Annotated in this window: 14 protein-coding genes; 1 reads left to right on the forward strand and 13 read right to left on the reverse strand. The window is 65.4% G+C overall.

What is annotated here, in order from left to right:
• Window positions 1-4: 4 nt before the first annotated feature.
• From D3F03_RS14955 to D3F03_RS14980, 6 genes are all read right to left on the reverse strand, one after another.
• Window positions 5-691, reverse strand: a complete 687-nt coding sequence (locus D3F03_RS14955) for a VOC family protein (protein ID WP_119110234.1) — start codon at window positions 689-691, stop codon at window positions 5-7.
• 11 nt (window positions 692-702) lie between these two features.
• Complete coding sequence (locus D3F03_RS14960; RefSeq protein ID WP_119110235.1) at window positions 703-1578, reverse strand: PhzF family phenazine biosynthesis protein; 876 nt, start codon at window positions 1576-1578, stop codon at window positions 703-705.
• A gap of 138 nt (window positions 1579-1716) precedes the next feature.
• Entirely contained in the window at window positions 1717-2583 is an 867-nt protein-coding gene (locus tag D3F03_RS14965; protein ID WP_119110236.1) for a PhzF family phenazine biosynthesis protein, read from the reverse strand.
• A 152-nt stretch (window positions 2584-2735) separates the two neighbouring features.
• Window positions 2736-3926 carry an aminotransferase-like domain-containing protein gene (locus tag D3F03_RS14970; RefSeq protein WP_119110270.1) on the reverse strand — a complete coding sequence of 397 codons (1191 nt, stop codon included), beginning with the start codon at window positions 3924-3926 and terminating at the stop codon, window positions 2736-2738.
• A gap of 48 nt (window positions 3927-3974) precedes the next feature.
• The gene (locus D3F03_RS14975; RefSeq protein ID WP_119110237.1) at window positions 3975-4916 is read right to left on the reverse strand and encodes a DMT family transporter; all 942 of its coding nucleotides are present in this window, start codon (window positions 4914-4916) and stop codon (window positions 3975-3977) included.
• On the reverse strand, window positions 4913-5512 hold the full coding sequence (locus D3F03_RS14980; protein WP_119110238.1) for a LysE family translocator: 600 nt from the start codon (window positions 5510-5512) through the stop codon (window positions 4913-4915). The genes D3F03_RS14975 and D3F03_RS14980 overlap by 4 nt, the downstream gene beginning before the upstream one ends.
• 135 nt (window positions 5513-5647) lie before the next feature.
• On the opposite strand from D3F03_RS14980, the gene D3F03_RS14985 reads away from it, so the two are divergent.
• Complete coding sequence (locus D3F03_RS14985) at window positions 5648-7111, forward strand: aminotransferase-like domain-containing protein (protein ID WP_119110271.1); 1464 nt, start codon at window positions 5648-5650, stop codon at window positions 7109-7111.
• 158 nt (window positions 7112-7269) lie between these two features.
• On the opposite strand, the gene D3F03_RS14990 is transcribed toward D3F03_RS14985, so the two are convergent.
• From D3F03_RS14990 to flgG, 7 genes are all read right to left on the reverse strand, one after another.
• Window positions 7270-8514 carry an HDOD domain-containing protein gene (locus tag D3F03_RS14990; protein ID WP_119110239.1) on the reverse strand — a complete coding sequence of 415 codons (1245 nt, stop codon included), beginning with the start codon at window positions 8512-8514 and terminating at the stop codon, window positions 7270-7272.
• A 33-nt stretch (window positions 8515-8547) separates the two neighbouring features.
• Complete coding sequence (gene flgL / locus D3F03_RS14995; RefSeq protein ID WP_119110240.1) at window positions 8548-9819, reverse strand: flagellar hook-associated protein FlgL; 1272 nt, start codon at window positions 9817-9819, stop codon at window positions 8548-8550.
• Between the two features lie 17 nt (window positions 9820-9836).
• Window positions 9837-11858: a flagellar hook-associated protein FlgK gene (gene flgK, locus D3F03_RS15000; RefSeq protein ID WP_119110241.1), complete on the reverse strand. Its 2022-nt coding sequence runs from the start codon at window positions 11856-11858 to the stop codon at window positions 9837-9839.
• 9 nt (window positions 11859-11867) lie between these two features.
• Window positions 11868-12764, reverse strand: a complete 897-nt coding sequence (flgJ, locus tag D3F03_RS15005) for a flagellar assembly peptidoglycan hydrolase FlgJ (RefSeq protein ID WP_119110242.1) — start codon at window positions 12762-12764, stop codon at window positions 11868-11870.
• Window positions 12765-12797: 33 nt separating this feature from the next.
• Entirely contained in the window at window positions 12798-13904 is a 1107-nt protein-coding gene (locus tag D3F03_RS15010) for a flagellar basal body P-ring protein FlgI (protein WP_199665485.1), read from the reverse strand.
• A 269-nt stretch (window positions 13905-14173) separates the two neighbouring features.
• Window positions 14174-14878: a flagellar basal body L-ring protein FlgH gene (locus D3F03_RS15015; RefSeq protein ID WP_119110244.1), complete on the reverse strand. Its 705-nt coding sequence runs from the start codon at window positions 14876-14878 to the stop codon at window positions 14174-14176.
• A 19-nt stretch (window positions 14879-14897) separates the two neighbouring features.
• On the reverse strand, window positions 14898-15680 hold the full coding sequence (gene flgG, locus D3F03_RS15020; protein WP_119110245.1) for a flagellar basal-body rod protein FlgG: 783 nt from the start codon (window positions 15678-15680) through the stop codon (window positions 14898-14900).
• Window positions 15681-15701 lie beyond the last annotated feature (21 nt).

The raw sequence follows: 15701 nt of genomic DNA on the forward strand, positions 1-15701 counted from the left end.
CGATTCAAAGAGAGGAGAGGCTGACAGGGCCACGGGGTGTGGCGAGCTGCACGGTGAGTCGGGGCGCTTCGCCGGGCGCGATGGCAACGGATGCCGCCACGCCGATGGCGGCACAAGCCACCTGCAACATGGCCGCCTGCGGGTGCTGCAGTGCCAGGGTTTGCAGCTGCACGCCACTGGCAGGAAGGCTGTCGCAGGGGTGCACGGCGCCCCACTGGATGAGGGTGGGCAGGCAGCCGTCCATGAGCCGCAGGCCATCATCCCGCACTGTGATCTGCCATTGCAGCAAGCCGTCGGGCGTGGGCCTGCTGGCGGTGAGGATGGGGCCGCGTTCAATGTCCAGTGCCGACAGCGCGGCACAGCGTTCGGCCACATCGGGCACGTTGGCCACCCAGTGGATGAGCTGCGCGCTGTGCTGGCTCACCTGCTGCTGCAGGGCGGCATTATCCATATCAAACCAGCGGCTAGCGCTTGATGGGATTGCGGGAGTAGCTCCTGAATTGATAGCTATGATTTCCAGGTAGGTTCGTGGGTGCGTGGGGCTGGAGATGTTGAAAATGCGGTTGTGCGTACCCATCAGCGGGTGCTCGCCGCCCGCCGTGGGGGCGATGCCCAGCGTTCGCTCGCACCACGCCACGCCCGTGGCCAGGTCGGGCGTCAGGACGACCAGGTGGTCCACGCCAGGGAGCATGGATGGTGCGGTCACAACAGCACTTCGCCCGACACGCAGGTGACGGAGCTGCCGCCGACCCAGAGGGTGTCGCCGTCAAGTTCCACAAACACGCGTCCGGCGCGGCCCAGGCATGTGCCCTGGCTGGCCACGTACTGCGCGGGGGCCAGGCCGGCGCCGATGAGCCACTGCGCCAGCGCAGCGTTCAGGCTGCCGGTCACGGGGTCTTCGGCCAAGCCGTTGTTGCCGGGGAAAAAGGCGCGCACTTCAAAGGCAATGCCCTCAAGGTCGCTGCTGCCGATGACACCGATCTTGCCCCGCGGGCCGACCACGCCCACGTCGAGACCCGAGAGGATGGTGCTGTCGGGTTTGAGCGCCAGCACCTGCTCGCTGCTTCCCAGCATCACGCCGCGCCAGTTCGGGCCGTTGTCGCACCAGGCGTGGTGCAGGATGTCGCTGCGCGCAACGCCCAGGCCTCGGGCAATGCGTTCCACATCGGCTTCGTCCAGCGGGCCGCTCTTGATGAGTGGCGGCGCGGCAAATGCGAGGCGGTTGCTGTCCTGGCGCAACGCGACCAGACCCACCCCGCATTCCTGCACCACCGTGCCCGCGCGCTGGGGCGTGCCTCCGGCTTCCAGCCAGGCGTGGCAACTGCCCAGCGTGGGGTGGCCGGCGAAGGGCAGCTCGCGTCCGGGGCAGAAGATGCGTACGCGGTAGTCGGCGCCGGCGGCGCGGCCCTCGGGCGTGGGCGGCAGCACAAAGGTGGCTTCGGACAGGTTGGTCCAGTTCGTGAACTGCTGCATGGCCTCGGTGGAAAGGCCAGAGCCGTCCAGCACCACGGCCAGCGGGTTGCCGCGGTAGGCCTGGGCGGTGCAGACGTCAACTTGCTTGAAGGGGCGTGGGTGCATGGTGGGCGGGCCTTTGCGAGCGGGTAGTGGGCGGTACCCGGATGTTGAAAAGCTGGAGGTGTGTGTGCTGTGGCGGGCAACGCCGAGGCACACCGGCGCACGGCTGGGTGGGGTTGCGGGACCCGTGGCGCCAGGCGCTCAAGGGAAATGCGCGCGCCCCTCAATGGCGGTGAGGCAGTTGCCACCCACCCAGACCTGGCCCTCGCCATCTTGCTCGATATAGACCCGCCCGGCGCGGCCCCGGCATTCGCCTTGCGCTACCAGATAGGCGTGAGGCGCAAGGCCCTGGCCAATCAACCACTGCGCCAGGCTGGCATTCAGACTGCCGGTCACCGGGTCTTCGCTGGTGCCGAGCGACGGGGAAAAGCCGCGTACGAAGGCATCGGGTTCGCCATTGGCATGTGCTTCGCCTGCCATGTAGACGATGCCAACGTCCTGGCCCAGGTCCTTGAGGCGCGCATGGTCGGGTGTCAGGCCGAGCACGGCCTCCTTGCTGTCCACCAGCAGTGCGAGCCAGCGCGGGCCGTTGTTGAGCAGGCGCGCTGCGCGAACTTGCTGAGGCCGCAATCCGAGCGCGCCCACCACCAACGCGGTCATGGCCGGGTTCGGCGCGCTTTGCTGCATTGGCGGCGCGGCAAAGGCCAAGCGCCCCTGCTGCTGGCGAATGGGGACCAGGCCAACCGTGCATTCCTGCACGATGGTCCCTGGCGACCGTGGCTGGCCACCTGCGTGCAGCCAGGCGTAGCAACTGCCAAGGGTCGGATGGCCGGCAAACGGTAGCTCGCCACGAGGAGTGAAGATACGCACCCGGTAGTCGGCGCCGGCCGCGCGGGCGCTTTCCGTGGGGGGGAGCAGGAAGGTCGTTTCCGACAGATTGGTCCAGGCGGCAAAGCGCCTGAGCGTGCGCTCGGGGAGATGCTCTGCGTCCAGCACCACGGCCAAGGGATTGCCATCGCCATGGTGCTCGCTGAATACGTCGACTTGCAGGAAAGGCAGGTAGGTCATGAAGCGCGCCCCTTCGCTTGCGCGGTGAGTGCCTAAGGCGATGCTGAATAAGTCACCGCGATGACGCGCGCCGTGCATCGGGATGGGATGCAACGCCGCAGACCGCCCGAGGTACGGATGCGCGGCGCGTGAGGGACTTGTTCAGCATTGCCCTAAAGTGTAGGGCGCATCCGCAGCGCACGCACCGCATCGGCCAGCGAGCCAATCGCAGTATCGATTTGTGCGCTGCTCGCCGTTACGAACGACAGGCGCAGCGTGCGCGGATCGGCGTCCCCCGCGTAGAAAGCCGCGCCCGGAACGAAGGCCACCCCCCGCTCCACTGCGAGCGGCAACAAATCCACCGCGCTCATGCCCTCTGGCAACCGCAGCCACAGGAACATGCCGCCAGCCGGTCGGTTCCATTGCACACCCAGGCCACCCATGGCACGCTCAAGTGCGCCGAGCATCGCATCGCGCTGCTGGCGGTACAGCGTGCGGATGGTCGGCACATGCCGGTCCAGGAACCCGCCCTGCATCACTTCGAACACCATGCGCTGGTTGAAGCCGGGCGTGTGCAGGTCGGCTGCCTGCTTGGCCTGCAGCAGCTTGGGGAACACCTCGGGCGGCGCCACCAGGTAGCCCAGGCGCAGTCCTGGCGCCAGCACCTTGGAAAAACTCCCCAGGTAAATGCAGCCCGCCGGGTTGCGCGCTGTCAGCGGCGCTGGCGGAGGCGACTCAAACCACAGGTCGCCGTAGGGGTTGTCTTCCAGCAGCGGCAAGCCAAGTTCAGCGGCCTTGGATACCAGTGCGGCGCGGCGTGCCTCGCTCATGGTGCGGCCGGTGGGGTTCTGGAAGTTGGGCAGCACATAGAGAAAACGCGCCTGGTCAGCTCCATTGCCCACGCTGGCGGCGAGCGCGGCAATGTCCACGCCTTCATCGTCGCTTGGTACGGATTGCACCATCGGCTCCATGGGAGCAAAGGCTTGCAGCGCGCCCAGGTAGGTGGGCGTTTCGACAAGCACGCGGCTGCCCGCGTCCAGCAGCACCTTGCCGACCAGGTCCAGGCCCTGCTGCGAGCCCGTGGTGATCAAGACCTGCGCCGGGTCCACGTCCCAGGGCAGTTGCGCGGCCACCGCCTCGCGCAGCGGCCCATAGCCCTCGCTGGCGGCGTACTGCAGCGCGGCAGCCCCGTCGTGCTGCAACACCCTGGCGCAGGCGCGGGCGAAGTCGTCCACCGGGAAGGTGCGCGGCGACGGCAGGCCACCGGCCAGGCTGATGATGCCGGGCTTTTCCGTGAGTTTGAGAATTTCGCGGATGACCGAGGGGTTCATCTTTTCGGTTCGGCTGGCGAGTTTCCAGGACATGGGCATTTCCTTGCGTTGGATCGAATGTGCGCTCGTTGGCGCCGTGGTTCAGCGGACGGGCGATATCGCCCTGCCACCCGGGTTGGGCGGCGTGGGCGGGCGGGAAAATTGTTTTCCAATGACGACCGTCAGCACGACGGCGGCGGCGAAGGCAAGCGTGACGCCATCGAGCGCCTCGCCCAGCAGCGGCACGGCTGCGAGGATGGAAAGAAAGGGTTGCAGCAACTGCGTCTGGCTGACGCGCAGGGCGCCGCCCAGCACCAGACCGCGGTACCAGGCGAAAAAACCGGCCCACATCGAGAACACGCCGACGTACAGCAAGCCGCCCCAGGCCGAGGCGGCAACGGCATGCTGGGGCCACAGCCACAGCGCGCCTGGCAGCGAAACAGGCAGCGCCAGCACGCAGACCCAGCAGATCACGCGCTCGGCGCCGAGCGCTGGCGTTACCTGGGCGCCGTAGATATAGCCGATGGAGGCGGCAAAGACGGCGCCGACCAGCAGCAGGTCGGCCCATTCGAAGCCGAAGCCAGACCCTCCTTGGTGGGCACGCAGCACTGAGAACGCCACCACCAGCGCGCTGCCGGCGACGGCGCAGACCCAGAAACCCAGGCGCGCGCGCTGGTGCAGCACCCACGCGGCCACGGCAGCGGTCACCAGCGGCAGCAGCGCCGTGATCACCGCGGCGTGGCTGGCGGTGACGACGCGCAGTGCGTAGCCCAGCAGCAGCGGGAAGCCAATGGCGTTGCCCAATACAGCCATCCCGAGCGGCTTCCAATGGCGGCGCTGTGGCAGGGGCGAGCGTGTTGCCAGCAAGAAAATCACCGAAAGGCAGCCCGCGAGCGCGGCGCGAGCCAGCGTCACGAACCAGGGCGAGAGCTGTGGCGCGTCGTGTGTGCCGGTGGCCAGCCGCGTCATCGGCAGCGTAACGGCGAAGAAGGCGACGCCGAGAAGACCCAGACCCATGCCCAGGGTTTCGTCTTTGAGTTTCATGTGCGCAGCATCCAGATCGCCGTGAGCACCAACACCAAGGCCATGGCGCGGTTGAACCAGAGCAGGCGCGCACCCTGGGCCAGCCAGTGGCGCAGCAGGGCGCCTGTGCTGGCGTAGAGCAGGTTGCTGGAAAAGGCGAACACCAGCATCACCGGCAAGATCACGGCCAGGCGCTGCAGGCTGTCGGCGCGCCCGGCCACCCAGCCGGCGACGATGGTCAGCGCCAGCAGCCAGGCTTTGATGTTGACGAACTGCAGCAGCACACCTTGCCAGAAGCCCACGCGCATGCGTGCGCTGTCGGCTTCGGCGAGTCGGGCGCTGCGCGAGAGCTTCCACGCCAGCCACAAGAGGTAGCCAATGCCGAATGCCTTGATCGCCAGGCGCAGCATGGGCACCGCCACCACGGCGGCGCCGACGCCGCCAGCGCAGAGCAGCAGCAGGGCTGTCCAGCCGACCGGCACTGCAAGGACAAAACGCATGGAGGCACGCAGGCCTCTGTTGGCCGCCAGTGCCGTCGAGAGCGTGGTGTTGGGCCCGGGCGTAAAGCTCAGGGCCGTGGCCAGGGCCAGCAAGGCAGTGAATTCGGCGAGCGACATGAAGGGGTGGGCCGTGGGAAGGAAAGCGTTCCAATGTACGGATTTCGCCATTACAGTTCCGATACAGTTCCCCGGACAAATGAATGATCTGTATTGGTGTTTTCATTGGCACACCTGGCATGCAAAGGCTTTCCCATGCTGACCCGAACCCCGCGCCGCTCCCTGACTGACCAACTTGCCCAGCGCTTTGCCGAACGCATCCGTGCGCGCCTGCTGGCGCCGGGTTCGCGCATGCCCTCGGTGCGCGAATGTGCGCGCCAGCAGGGCGTGAGCCCGTGGACCGTGGTAGCGGCTTACGACCAACTGCTCGCCCAGGGCTTGATCGAGGCACGCAGGCAGCGCGGATTTTTTGTCCGGGATTTGATGCAAAAAGTGCCTCTAGCGCAGGTGGATATTGCGCAGACAGCTATCAAAAACAAAGTTCTGCGCAGCCCCAGCGGCGCTGTTCCTTTTGCCGGCTTGCCGCCTGGCTCGCGGATCCACGCCACGGCGCTGATCCGCGGCATGTTTCACCCGCCCTCGGGCCAGGCACAACCGGGTGCTGGGGTGTTTCCGGCCTCGTGGCTGGAAGACGCGCGTTTCATGCTGGCGGCGGTGCGCAAGGTGGCGGCCAGCCCGGCGCTGCATGCGGCCTCGTTCAGTTATGGCGAGCCCATGGGCGATGCCGGCTTGCGCCAGGTGCTCGCCCGGCGCCTGGCCGAGCTGAGTGTGCCGGCGCCTGCCGGCCAGATCATGACCACGATGGGCGCGACACATGCGCTGGACATCGTCAGCCGCACCCTGCTCAAGGCGGGCGACCCGGTGATGGTGGAGGAGCCTGGCTGGTCGGTCGAATTCGTACGGCTCGACGCCCTGGGTATGCGCGTGCTGCCGGTTCCGCGCGGGCCTGACGGGCCGGACCTGGCGGTCATGGCCCGCTACTGCGAGGCGCACGCGCCCAAGCTGTTTGTCAGCGTCAGCGTGCTGCACAACCCTACCGGCTACAGCCTCTCGCCTGGCAGTGCCCACCAGGTGCTGCAACTGGCGCAGCAGCACGACTTCCATATCGTCGAAGACGACAGCTACTGCCACCTGGCCCCTGACCATGCGACGCGTTTGTGCGCGCTCGACGGCTTGCGCCGCACGGTGTACGTGGGAGGCTTTGCGAAAATTCTGGCGCCCAACTGGCGCATTGGTTTTTTGGCTGCGCCGCCCACGCTGACCGAGCGCCTGCTCGATACCAAGCTATTGTCGGCACTGACCACGCCCTCCATTTTGGAAAAGGCGCTCGCCCTGTGCATGGAGCAGGGCCAACTGCGGCGCCACGCCGAGCGCCTGCGCCGGCGCCTGGCGCAGGCCCGCGCCCGCAGCGTGCAGTTGGCGCAGGCGGCCGGTTTTGGCTTTGCGGCCGAGCCTGCGGGCCTGTTCGGCTGGGTGGAAACGGGTGTGGACACCGACGCGCTGGCACAGCGCATGCTCGATGAAGGCTATCTGCTTGCGCCCGGAGCGCTGTTCCATGCGACCGGCCAGCCCAGTACGCTAATGCGGGTGAATTTCGCCGCCGTGCAGGACGCTGCATTCTGGCGGGTGTGTGAGCGCGTGCGCGGGCAGATGGGGTAGCGCTGCAGGTGCCCCCTAGGGGGTGTCGGTCCGCGCGCGACGCCAAGGCATATGCCGGCCTCGCCGGGCGGTCTTCCCCTCCCGCATCGCGCATCGCGCAACGAGGTGAGCGAGGCGAGAGAGGAGGAAGGCGCGCAGCGACGCAGGGAGTGCGTCATTCACCGGCGCACGACTTCCAGCGACGACAGTACGCGCAGCAGGGCGCGGTTGACTTCCTCTCGGTCCATCTCGTAGGTTTCGCACAGCTCCTGAATCGCCGCGCAATCGCCGCTCTCCAGCGCCAACGCCATGTCCAGCGGCGGTGCATAGGGGCCCGTGCGCAGCACTGCTGCGTCGTAGATGCGCTCGGAGAGCGGCACCCGGTGCAGCGCGTTGCCCAGGGGCTCGCCCAGCAAGTCGCCCAGGCCGAAAAACAGGCCGCAGAGGTAGACCTCGCGCCGCAGTTCGTTCTGGATGCCGGCTTCCAGCAAATGGTCGGTCAGCTGCGCCCGAATCACGGCGGCGGCGCGCACCGGCTCCAGATCGGGCTCGGTGCTGGCGTGCGGCAATTGGTCCGACAGCCAGCGCTTGAGTGAGCCGTAGCCCATCATCACAAAGCCCCGGCGCAGCGAATCGATGCCGGTGCGCAGGCCAAGCGCGGCCGAGTTGGTGTAGACCATGAAGCGGTAGGCCAGGATCGGGTCTTCGCTCAGGATGTTCTCGAAGTGCTCCAGCGACTCGTCGGCGTCTATGGCCTTCATCAGTCGGAAGATGACCGTGTGCGAGGGCTGTATCGGCTGGTGGCGCAGCTGGTACAGCACGTCTTCCACGGGCCAGCCGGCAATGGCCAGGGCATTGTGTGTGTCCAGACAGTGGGCCACCAGGGCGCGGCTGGGCAGGTTTTCGTACATTTGCCCATCGATTACCGGGCTGGCGATCAGGGCAGGCTCCTTGGGTTTTGGCGTCGTCGCGCGCGCGGCCTCTGTCTGCTGTGCCTGCAGGGCCGCAGCAGCATCTTCCGGCGCAAGGCTGAGCAGACTGTTGTCAAAGCAGGCGGCAATGTCCGGCTCTGGCAGCTGCGAGAGTTCGCCGCGCCACACCAGGCGCAGGCCGCGCTGGTGCGCGGCCTGAACGCGTGCGTGGATGGTCGAATCTTCTAACCAGGCCCCCGGCACAGCGATCCACGGGGTGCCGCGCGGGGCATGCTCCAGCATGTCGCAGAGCAGTTGGCGGTTTTGTGGCGCCAGCAGGACAGGCGGGCTGCTGGCGCTCCACAATTCGACCAGGGTCCGCAGCAGGTGGAGGGTATCGACAGGTGCCAGGGCATCGCTCTGCACGGAGAGCTCGATGCCAGCGAGCGTGCGCGCACGTCCCCACAGAGGCCGGTAGGCAAGAACCAGACTGCCGAGAACGGATTGGACCATGCGCTGTACGGCGTGCGCAGCACACGCCAGAAATCAGGAAATATAGTTGAACAGCGACAGCTTCTGCACCATGGAGTAGGACTTCAGTGCTGCATCGTAGCCGACCTGCTGGTTCTGGAAGTCGGACACGCCCTTGATCATATCGAGGTCCACGGCGTTTGAGCGATCGGCTTCGAGCTGAACGCTGCGCTTCTGCTGATTGCCGCTGATGTTGTCCGCACGGTTGAGCAGATCCCCGGCGTAGCTGCGCACCGTTTGCAGCCTTGCCAGACCGCTGTCAATATTCGCCAAGGCTTGGCCGACGGCCTGGGAAGCGGCACTGCTGGAGCCGGCTGTGCCGATATCGTGAATGGCGGAATCGATCGTGTCAAAGATGCCGTTGCTGGGCTTGAGGGTGAGCTGCACGGTGTCGCCCACTTGGGGCTGTCCGGTGAGGTTCAGGCTCAGGCCGGGGATGGCAGTGACCGGTACCGAAGCCGGCTGGCTGGGGTTGAAGTCGGCAGATGTGAAGGGATTGGTGCCGTTCAAGGGGGCGCCGGCGGGGGTGCTGGTGACACTGTATTGGGCGGCCAGCGTGTTGGGTGCTGTGCCGGCGATGTACGTCACGTTGATTTGGTACTGAAAGGCATTGCCGCTTGGGTCAAGTGCAATCTGCGTCGGGTTGGTACTGGTGACGGCACTGGAGCCCAAGCCGTGTGTAGCGGGAGTTGCCGTGTCCACGCTGGCGTTGAATACCCCGTCGCGCTGCGGCTGGAACATGAAGGCAGCGTCGCCGTCGAGGGCACTGGGGATGCCCACGGAGGAGCCGGTTGTTTGCCCCGCCAGGCCGTCGAATTGCCCCATGGCATTGAGGAACGGCGTAGCAGCGCTGCCCAGCGCACTGAGCAGCGGCACGCCGTTGGTGTCCTTGCGGTTGGCCACATCCAGCAACTGGGTACGCAAGCCTTGCAACTGGTTGGCAACCGTGACCCGGTCGCTGTTGGTGAAAGTGCCGCTACCGGCAGAGACGACGAGTTCGCGCATTTGCTGCATCAGGTCGACGGCGTCGCCCAGCGAACTCTCCGCTTGCGCAACGGCACTGCGCTGTGCATCCAACGCGCGCTGGTCGGTCTGGATACGCGAGATGCGCGTCATGGCGCGCTCGGCTTGTGCGGCTGCCACGGGATCGTCGCTGGCACGCTCCACGCGCTTGCCGGAAGTCAGGTTGTCCTGCAGGTTGGCAAGCGACGTCTGGCGCGTCATCAGGTTGCGCGTGGCGTTCTCGTACATGTTGGCCGTGGCCACCCGGTTCGTTGAATAGCTCATAGCGGATTCCTTGGCGATCAGTGGCCCATGCTGGTGATCAGGGTATCGAAGATGTTTTGGGCGACCTGGATCATCTTTGCCGACGCCTGGTAGGCCTGCTGGTACTGGATCAGTCGGGCTGCTTCTTCGTCCAGGTTGACGCCAGAGACGGCGGTGCGGTCACCCTCCAGATTCGCGGCAAGGGAGCTCGAGAGCTCTTGTGCATATTGGGCGCTTTGGGTGCGGGTGCCGACCTGCGCCATTGCGCTGGCAAAGCCGTCGGAGAGCGTCGCGCCGTCGAACATCTTGGCATCACGCAAATTCATCAGGGCGGTTGCGTTGCCGGTATTGCGCTGGTAGCCGTCGCCGTATTGTGGGTCCAGGGCGTTTCCCACCGTGACGGTATCGCCTGCCTTGGGTGCGCCGGCGAGCGTGATCGCCCAGCCGTCAATGGTGATGGCTTGCCCAGCGGTGTAGGTGTAGGGAGGGCCAGCAAGCGGCACCGGTGGCGTTGCTGAAACATCCATCAGCGGCGTGGCATTGCCCGCCACGGTAAACGTGGCCGGCGGCCCGGAAGCAAAGGTCAGGGTGACGCCGCCGCCTGTAGTTGCGGGCAGTACCGGCGAGGGAGGCGGGACAAAGCCCGTGGTGGCCGGTTGGCCGGTAGCGTTCAAACTGGCGAGCTGCAAGGTACCCGCATTGGCCGCGCCCATTTGGGCATTCACCGGGCTGGCCGCTGCCAGTTGGGTGGGCGAGAGCTGCTGCGCCTGCATCTTGGCGGCGGCGCCTTTCATCGGGTCGACCAGGAACTGATCCCCTGCGTTGGGTGGTCCGCTCAGGGTGGACTGCAGGCCATGGGAGGAAAAGTAGCCCGCCAGGGTGGGTTGCCCCGGGCCGCCAAAGTTTTCGGGCTGACCGCCCGGCTGGGTGGTGATGGTGCCTGTTGTGGCGCTGCTGAATGACACCAGGTAGCTGTTGGCACTCAGCTTGGTCGGATCGGAGAAGGTCACGCCCATGCTGGCTGCCGAGGTGTTGGTGCTCGCGGCTGTGGGCTGTGCTGGTGCCACGTCGGCGAAGAGTGCTTTGCCCATGCTGCCATCGAGCGTCAAACCGAGCTCATTCTGTGCGTTCAGGCTTAGGGAAATGGCCGTTGCCATGCGGTTGAGCAACTGGTAGCCCTCTTGCAGGTCGCTGTTCTGAAAGCTCAGCAAGCCGGCCACTTCGCCGCCGCCCAATGCAGTCCCGCTCAACTCCTGCATGGACGATGCCCCAGGTTGCTGGAACAGCAGGCTCTTTTGCCCGCTGGCAGCGCCAAAATCCTTGGGGTCGCCGATGGACACGGAACCCGCTTTGTTGCCCAGGACCAGCGGTTGGCTGCCGGCTACAAACACGCTCAGGGTGCCATCGTCGGCTGTCACCTGTGTCGTCTGGATGTACTTGTTGAGGTTGCGCACCAATTGGTCGCGCTGGTCCAGCAGGTCGTTAGGCGGCTGGCCGTTGCCCTTGGCGCGCGCAATCTGGTCGTTCACGCTGGCAATGTTCTGCGCCAGCTGGTTGATGGTGTTGACGTCACCCTTGAGCTGCTCATTGACAGAGCTGGCAATGTCGTCGAGCTGGGCAGACGCGGCCACCATACGCTTGCCCGTTTCGTCCATGCTGGTGAGCGCGACGTTGCGTGCGGTCATGTCGGTTGGGGAACTCACCACGTCCGACAAGGCATTCATCATGCTGTTGATGGCCGTACCCAGGCCGGAGGTCCCTCCGGAGAACACATCCTGCAATTGCAGGAGGCTTTGCGATCGCGCCGAATTGCCGGCATCCACCGCTGCTGCGGCGGTGGCTTGGCGGGTCAGCAAATCGCTCTGGTTGCGCAAAATGGTTTGCACGTCCACGCCCTTGCCGATGTAGCCGCCGCCGGTGAACTGCCCTGGCATCGTCTGCACCACCACCGACTGGCGCGAATAACCTGGCGTGTTGACGTTGGCGATGTTGTTGCCAGTCGTTTGCAGGGCCACCTGGTTGGCCAACAGGGCGCGTGACCCGACGTTAAGCAGACTCATGGCGACGCCTTAGGCTTGCGATTGTTGGGCGCGTAGAGCGCTTTGGATCGCGCCGCCGAGCTTCTTCGCGTAGGCCGGATCGGTTGCGTAGCCCGCCTTTTGCAGTTCTGCCGCGTAGGCTGTCGCTGACCCGGTGTTGGCACGCGCCTTTTCGTAGCGCGGGTTGTTGTTGATCAGGCGGGCGTAGTCGCGAAAGGACTCTTCGTACGAGTCGTAGGCGCGGAATTTCGCTACCACCTTGTGCGCTACACCGTTCTCGTACTCGGTGGTGCTCACTTGCGCCACCTTGCCGGTCCAGCCGCTCCCGGCCTTGATGCCGAACAGGTTGAACGAGGTTGAGCCATCGGCATTCTTGATTTCGCTCTTGCCCCAGCCTGTCTCATGGCCGGCCTGGCCCAGCATGAAGCTTGCCGGGATGCCGCTGTCCAGAGCGACGCGTTCGGCTGCGTCCTGGTGGTATTGCACGAAGCCGTCACGGCCTTTGGGCGCAGGGCCTGTGGGGGCTGCCGTGGCGCTGGCGCTCTTTGCGGCTGGGCGGGCGAGACTCAGTGTTGAGGGCGAGACCAGATTCACATCGCCGCCCATCAATTGTTGCGAGAGCTGGCGGGCAATGGCCTCGGACAGGCCTCCGGGCTGCCCGGACATCTGCACGGAAAGCTGCTGATCGAGTAGGTCGGTGCCCAAGTTGCCCTGGGGACTATCGAGCAGGCCCGACTTCATCGTCGCCTCGCGCATGCTCTTGATCATTTCGCGCATGAACAGCGACTCGAACTGTTTGGCGGTTTCCTTGGCGGCTGCGGGGCTGTTCAGACCGGCTTGGTACTTCAGGTTGTTGAGCGAGCGGGCGTCCACTGCCAGCGCGTTGGATGTGCTGGCAGCGGTGGCGGCTGAGAGCGATAGCTCCATATCAGACTTCCTTGCACGGATGGGCGCAGGCCATCAGATGACTTCCAGCTCGGCGTTGAGCGCGCCGGCGGCCTTGATGGCTTGCAGGATCGCCAGCAGATCGCCAGGCGTGGCGCCCAGGGCATTGAGCGCACGCACCACATCGGCCAACTGCGGCGAAGGTGGCACCTGGATGATGGCGCCGGGTTCCTGGTTGATCTTGATGTTGCTTTGCTGTGCCACCACAGTCTGGCCCTTGGACAATGGATTGGGCTGGCTGATGACGGGAGTCGAGCTGATGGTGATGGACAGGTTGCCGTGTGCGATCGCGCAGGGCCCCAGCGTCACCGCCTGGTTGAGCACAACCGAACCGGTGCGCGCGTTGATGACGACCTTGGCTGCCGGCGCAATGGCGTCAAGCGGCAGCTCTTCGAGCTCGGCAATGAAGCCGACACGGGCCCCTGGGTCGGTGGGGGCGCTGACCTGCACTGTCCGGCTGTTGAGGGCGGTGGCATGGCCGGCGCCGATATGCTTGTTGATGGCGTCGACGACGCCGCGCGCGGTCTGGAAATCCGACGCATTCAAGTCCAGGGTGATGAAATTGCCGTCGTTGAGCGGCGTGGGCACCGAGCGCTCGACCTGCGCACCCTGCGGGATGCGGCCCGCGCTCAAGTGGTTGATCTGCACCTTGCTGCCGCCGGAAGCGGCGCCTGCGCCACCGACCACGACGTTGCCCTGTGCCAACGCGTAAATCTCACCATCGGCCCCACGCAGCGGCGTCATCATCAAAAGGCCACCTTTGATCGACTTGGCGTTGCCCATCGAGGAGACCGTGGTATCGATGTGCTGGCCCGGCTGGGCAAAGGCGGGAAGTTCTGCCGTGACCACGACGGCTGCCACGTTCTTGAATTGCAACTGCGATGAGGCGCCTGCGGGCAGGCTGATGCCCATTTGCAACAGGTAGTTCTGCATGGCCTGCGTGGTGTAGGGCATTTGCGTCGTCTGGTCGCCTGTGCCGTCCAGCCCCACGACCAGGCCGTACCCGGTCAACTGGTTGCTGCGCACGCCCTGCACGGCAGCCACTTCCTTGACGCGCAGCGCGTGTGCAGGCAGTGCAGCAGCGAGTGCCAGCAGGCCTGCGCAAAGCGCTGCCCAAGGCATGCGAAGGGAGGGAAGGCGCACGAAGCTCATGGGCCCATTGTGTGGCGTGCTGCGATCAGCGAAGCGGGAATAAGGGTCTGCTTCACCTGCCAATTGACGGGGCTGGACTAAGGGCTGGCTGGCGCGCGGTAACAGGAAAAAAACAAGCGAAATTGGCCGCTAGCGCTTATCTGATAAGCGTTAGCAGCTATCAATTTAGATAAACAAAAATCTGCGATGCAGTGGCGCTGCCCATGCACCCGCACAGGCGCATGGCGGTGCCTTTGTGCTCAGAACGGCGTCACCGAATTGAAGAACCGACCCAGCCAGCCGGTGACCTGCGCCTCGCCCTGCGCGCCGCGTCCACGCGACTGGATGCGCACATTGGCGACCTGGGTGGAGTTGACCAGGCTGCCCGGCTGCAGCATACGTGGGTCCACGGTGCCCGAGAAGCGCAGCACGTCCACGTTCTCGTTGACGCCAATCTGCTTCTCGCCGGAAATGACGAGATGGCCGTTGGGCAGTACCTGCACGACGCTGGTGGTAATCGAGCCCGTAAAGGTATTGGCGCTTTCCGTGCCGCCCTTGCCCTCGAAGGTGTTGCTTGATTTCGCGCCCAACGTGGTTTTGCCAGTGAGGCTGCTGCTGACAAAGGGCAGGGCGGTGATGCCAGCGTCCACCCCGGAGGTGCGGTCCACGGTGGAGGTGGATTTTTGGCTGGCCGAGACGTTCTCGACGATCACCACCGTCACGTTGTCGCCTACCATGCGGGCGCGCCGGTCCTCGAATGCCGGACGGTAACTCGCGGTGTGGAACAGGCTGCCCGTGGCCGGGCCTTGCACCTGTGGCTGCGGTTCGATGAGCGGCGGCGTGGTCGGCAGGATATCGACTGGTGGCGTGGGTGACATGCTGGCGCAGCCACCCAGCAGCAAGGCCAGCGCGGCCCCAGCCCAGCGCGTGCCCACTGCAGAAGAAGCGCAAAAATTCAAACGCATGGTGGCCTTCCTTGAGGGCTCAGAGCTGGGCCAGTTTGGCCAGCATCTGGTCAGAGGTTTGCACTGCCTTGGAATTCATTTCATAAGCGCGCTGGGTCTGAATCATGCTGACCAGCTCCTGGACCACGTTGACGTTGGAGGTCTCCAGGTAGCCTTGCACCACCGTACCCAGGCCGTTGGTGCCTGGTGTGCCCTGCGTGGGCTGGCCGGAAGCGGCGGTTTCGACGTACAGGTTTTCGCCGCGCGGCTCCAGGCCAGGTGGATTAATGAAGTTCGCCATGGCGAGGCTGCCTAGCTGCTGCGGTGCCGTATTGCCTTGCAGAAGTGCCGACACCGTGCCGTCCGTACCGATGCTGATCGAGGTAGCGTTGGGCGGGATGGTGATGCCGTTGGCAACCGGCAATCCGCTGGAGGTGACGAGCCGGCCCTGGGAATCGACCTGAAACGAGCCGTCGCGTGTGTACGCCGCCGTGCCATCGGGCATGGTCACCTGGAAGAATCCGTTGCCCTTGATGGCCACATCAAGATTGCTGCTGGACTGTTGCAGGCCGCCCTGCGTGAAGTTGCGGCTGGTGGCGACCGTGCGCACCCCGAGGCCCAGTTGCAGTCCAGTGGGCAGCTGGTTTTGCTCCGTGGTCTGGCTGCCCACCTGGCGCAGGTTCTGGTAGATCAGGTCCTGGAACACGGCGCTGGCGCGCTTGTAGCCGGTGGTGGACGTGTTGGCGAGGTTGTGCGAGATGACATCGAGCTGCGTCTGCTGCGCTTCCATGCCGGTCTTGGCGATCCAGAGAGAATTGATCATGGGGGCTCCTTGGCTGCCGGG

This window comes from Simplicispira hankyongi, assembly GCF_003570885.1.
In the GTDB taxonomy this organism is placed as follows: domain Bacteria; phylum Pseudomonadota; class Gammaproteobacteria; order Burkholderiales; family Burkholderiaceae_C; genus Simplicispira; species Simplicispira hankyongi.

Bases quoted from the DNA above. Each gene is read 5' to 3' on its own strand.
- D3F03_RS14975 (WP_119110237.1), bottom strand. From the start codon at position 4,916: ATGAAACTCAAAGACGAAACCCTGGGCATGGGTCTGGGTCTTCTCGGC.
- flgK (WP_119110241.1), bottom strand. From the start codon at position 11,858: ATGAGTCTGCTTAACGTCGGGTCACGCGCCCTGTTGGCCAACCAGGTG.
- D3F03_RS14980 (WP_119110238.1), bottom strand. From the start codon at position 5,512: ATGTCGCTCGCCGAATTCACTGCCTTGCTGGCCCTGGCCACGGCCCTG.
- flgG (WP_119110245.1), bottom strand. From the start codon at position 15,680: ATGATCAATTCTCTCTGGATCGCCAAGACCGGCATGGAAGCGCAGCAG.
- D3F03_RS14960 (WP_119110235.1), bottom strand. From the start codon at position 1,578: ATGCACCCACGCCCCTTCAAGCAAGTTGACGTCTGCACCGCCCAGGCC.
- D3F03_RS14970 (WP_119110270.1), bottom strand. From the start codon at position 3,926: ATGTCCTGGAAACTCGCCAGCCGAACCGAAAAGATGAACCCCTCGGTC.
- D3F03_RS14990 (WP_119110239.1), bottom strand. From the start codon at position 8,514: ATGGTCCAATCCGTTCTCGGCAGTCTGGTTCTTGCCTACCGGCCTCTG.
- flgJ (WP_119110242.1), bottom strand. From the start codon at position 12,764: ATGGAGCTATCGCTCTCAGCCGCCACCGCTGCCAGCACATCCAACGCG.
- D3F03_RS14955 (WP_119110234.1), bottom strand. From the start codon at position 691: ATGCTCCCTGGCGTGGACCACCTGGTCGTCCTGACGCCCGACCTGGCC.
- flgL (WP_119110240.1), bottom strand. From the start codon at position 9,819: ATGAGCTATTCAACGAACCGGGTGGCCACGGCCAACATGTACGAGAAC.
- D3F03_RS14985 (WP_119110271.1), top strand. From the start codon at position 5,648: ATGCTGACCCGAACCCCGCGCCGCTCCCTGACTGACCAACTTGCCCAG.
- D3F03_RS15015 (WP_119110244.1), bottom strand. From the start codon at position 14,878: ATGCGTTTGAATTTTTGCGCTTCTTCTGCAGTGGGCACGCGCTGGGCT.
- D3F03_RS15010 (WP_199665485.1), bottom strand. From the start codon at position 13,904: ATGCCTTGGGCAGCGCTTTGCGCAGGCCTGCTGGCACTCGCTGCTGCA.
- D3F03_RS14965 (WP_119110236.1), bottom strand. From the start codon at position 2,583: ATGACCTACCTGCCTTTCCTGCAAGTCGACGTATTCAGCGAGCACCAT.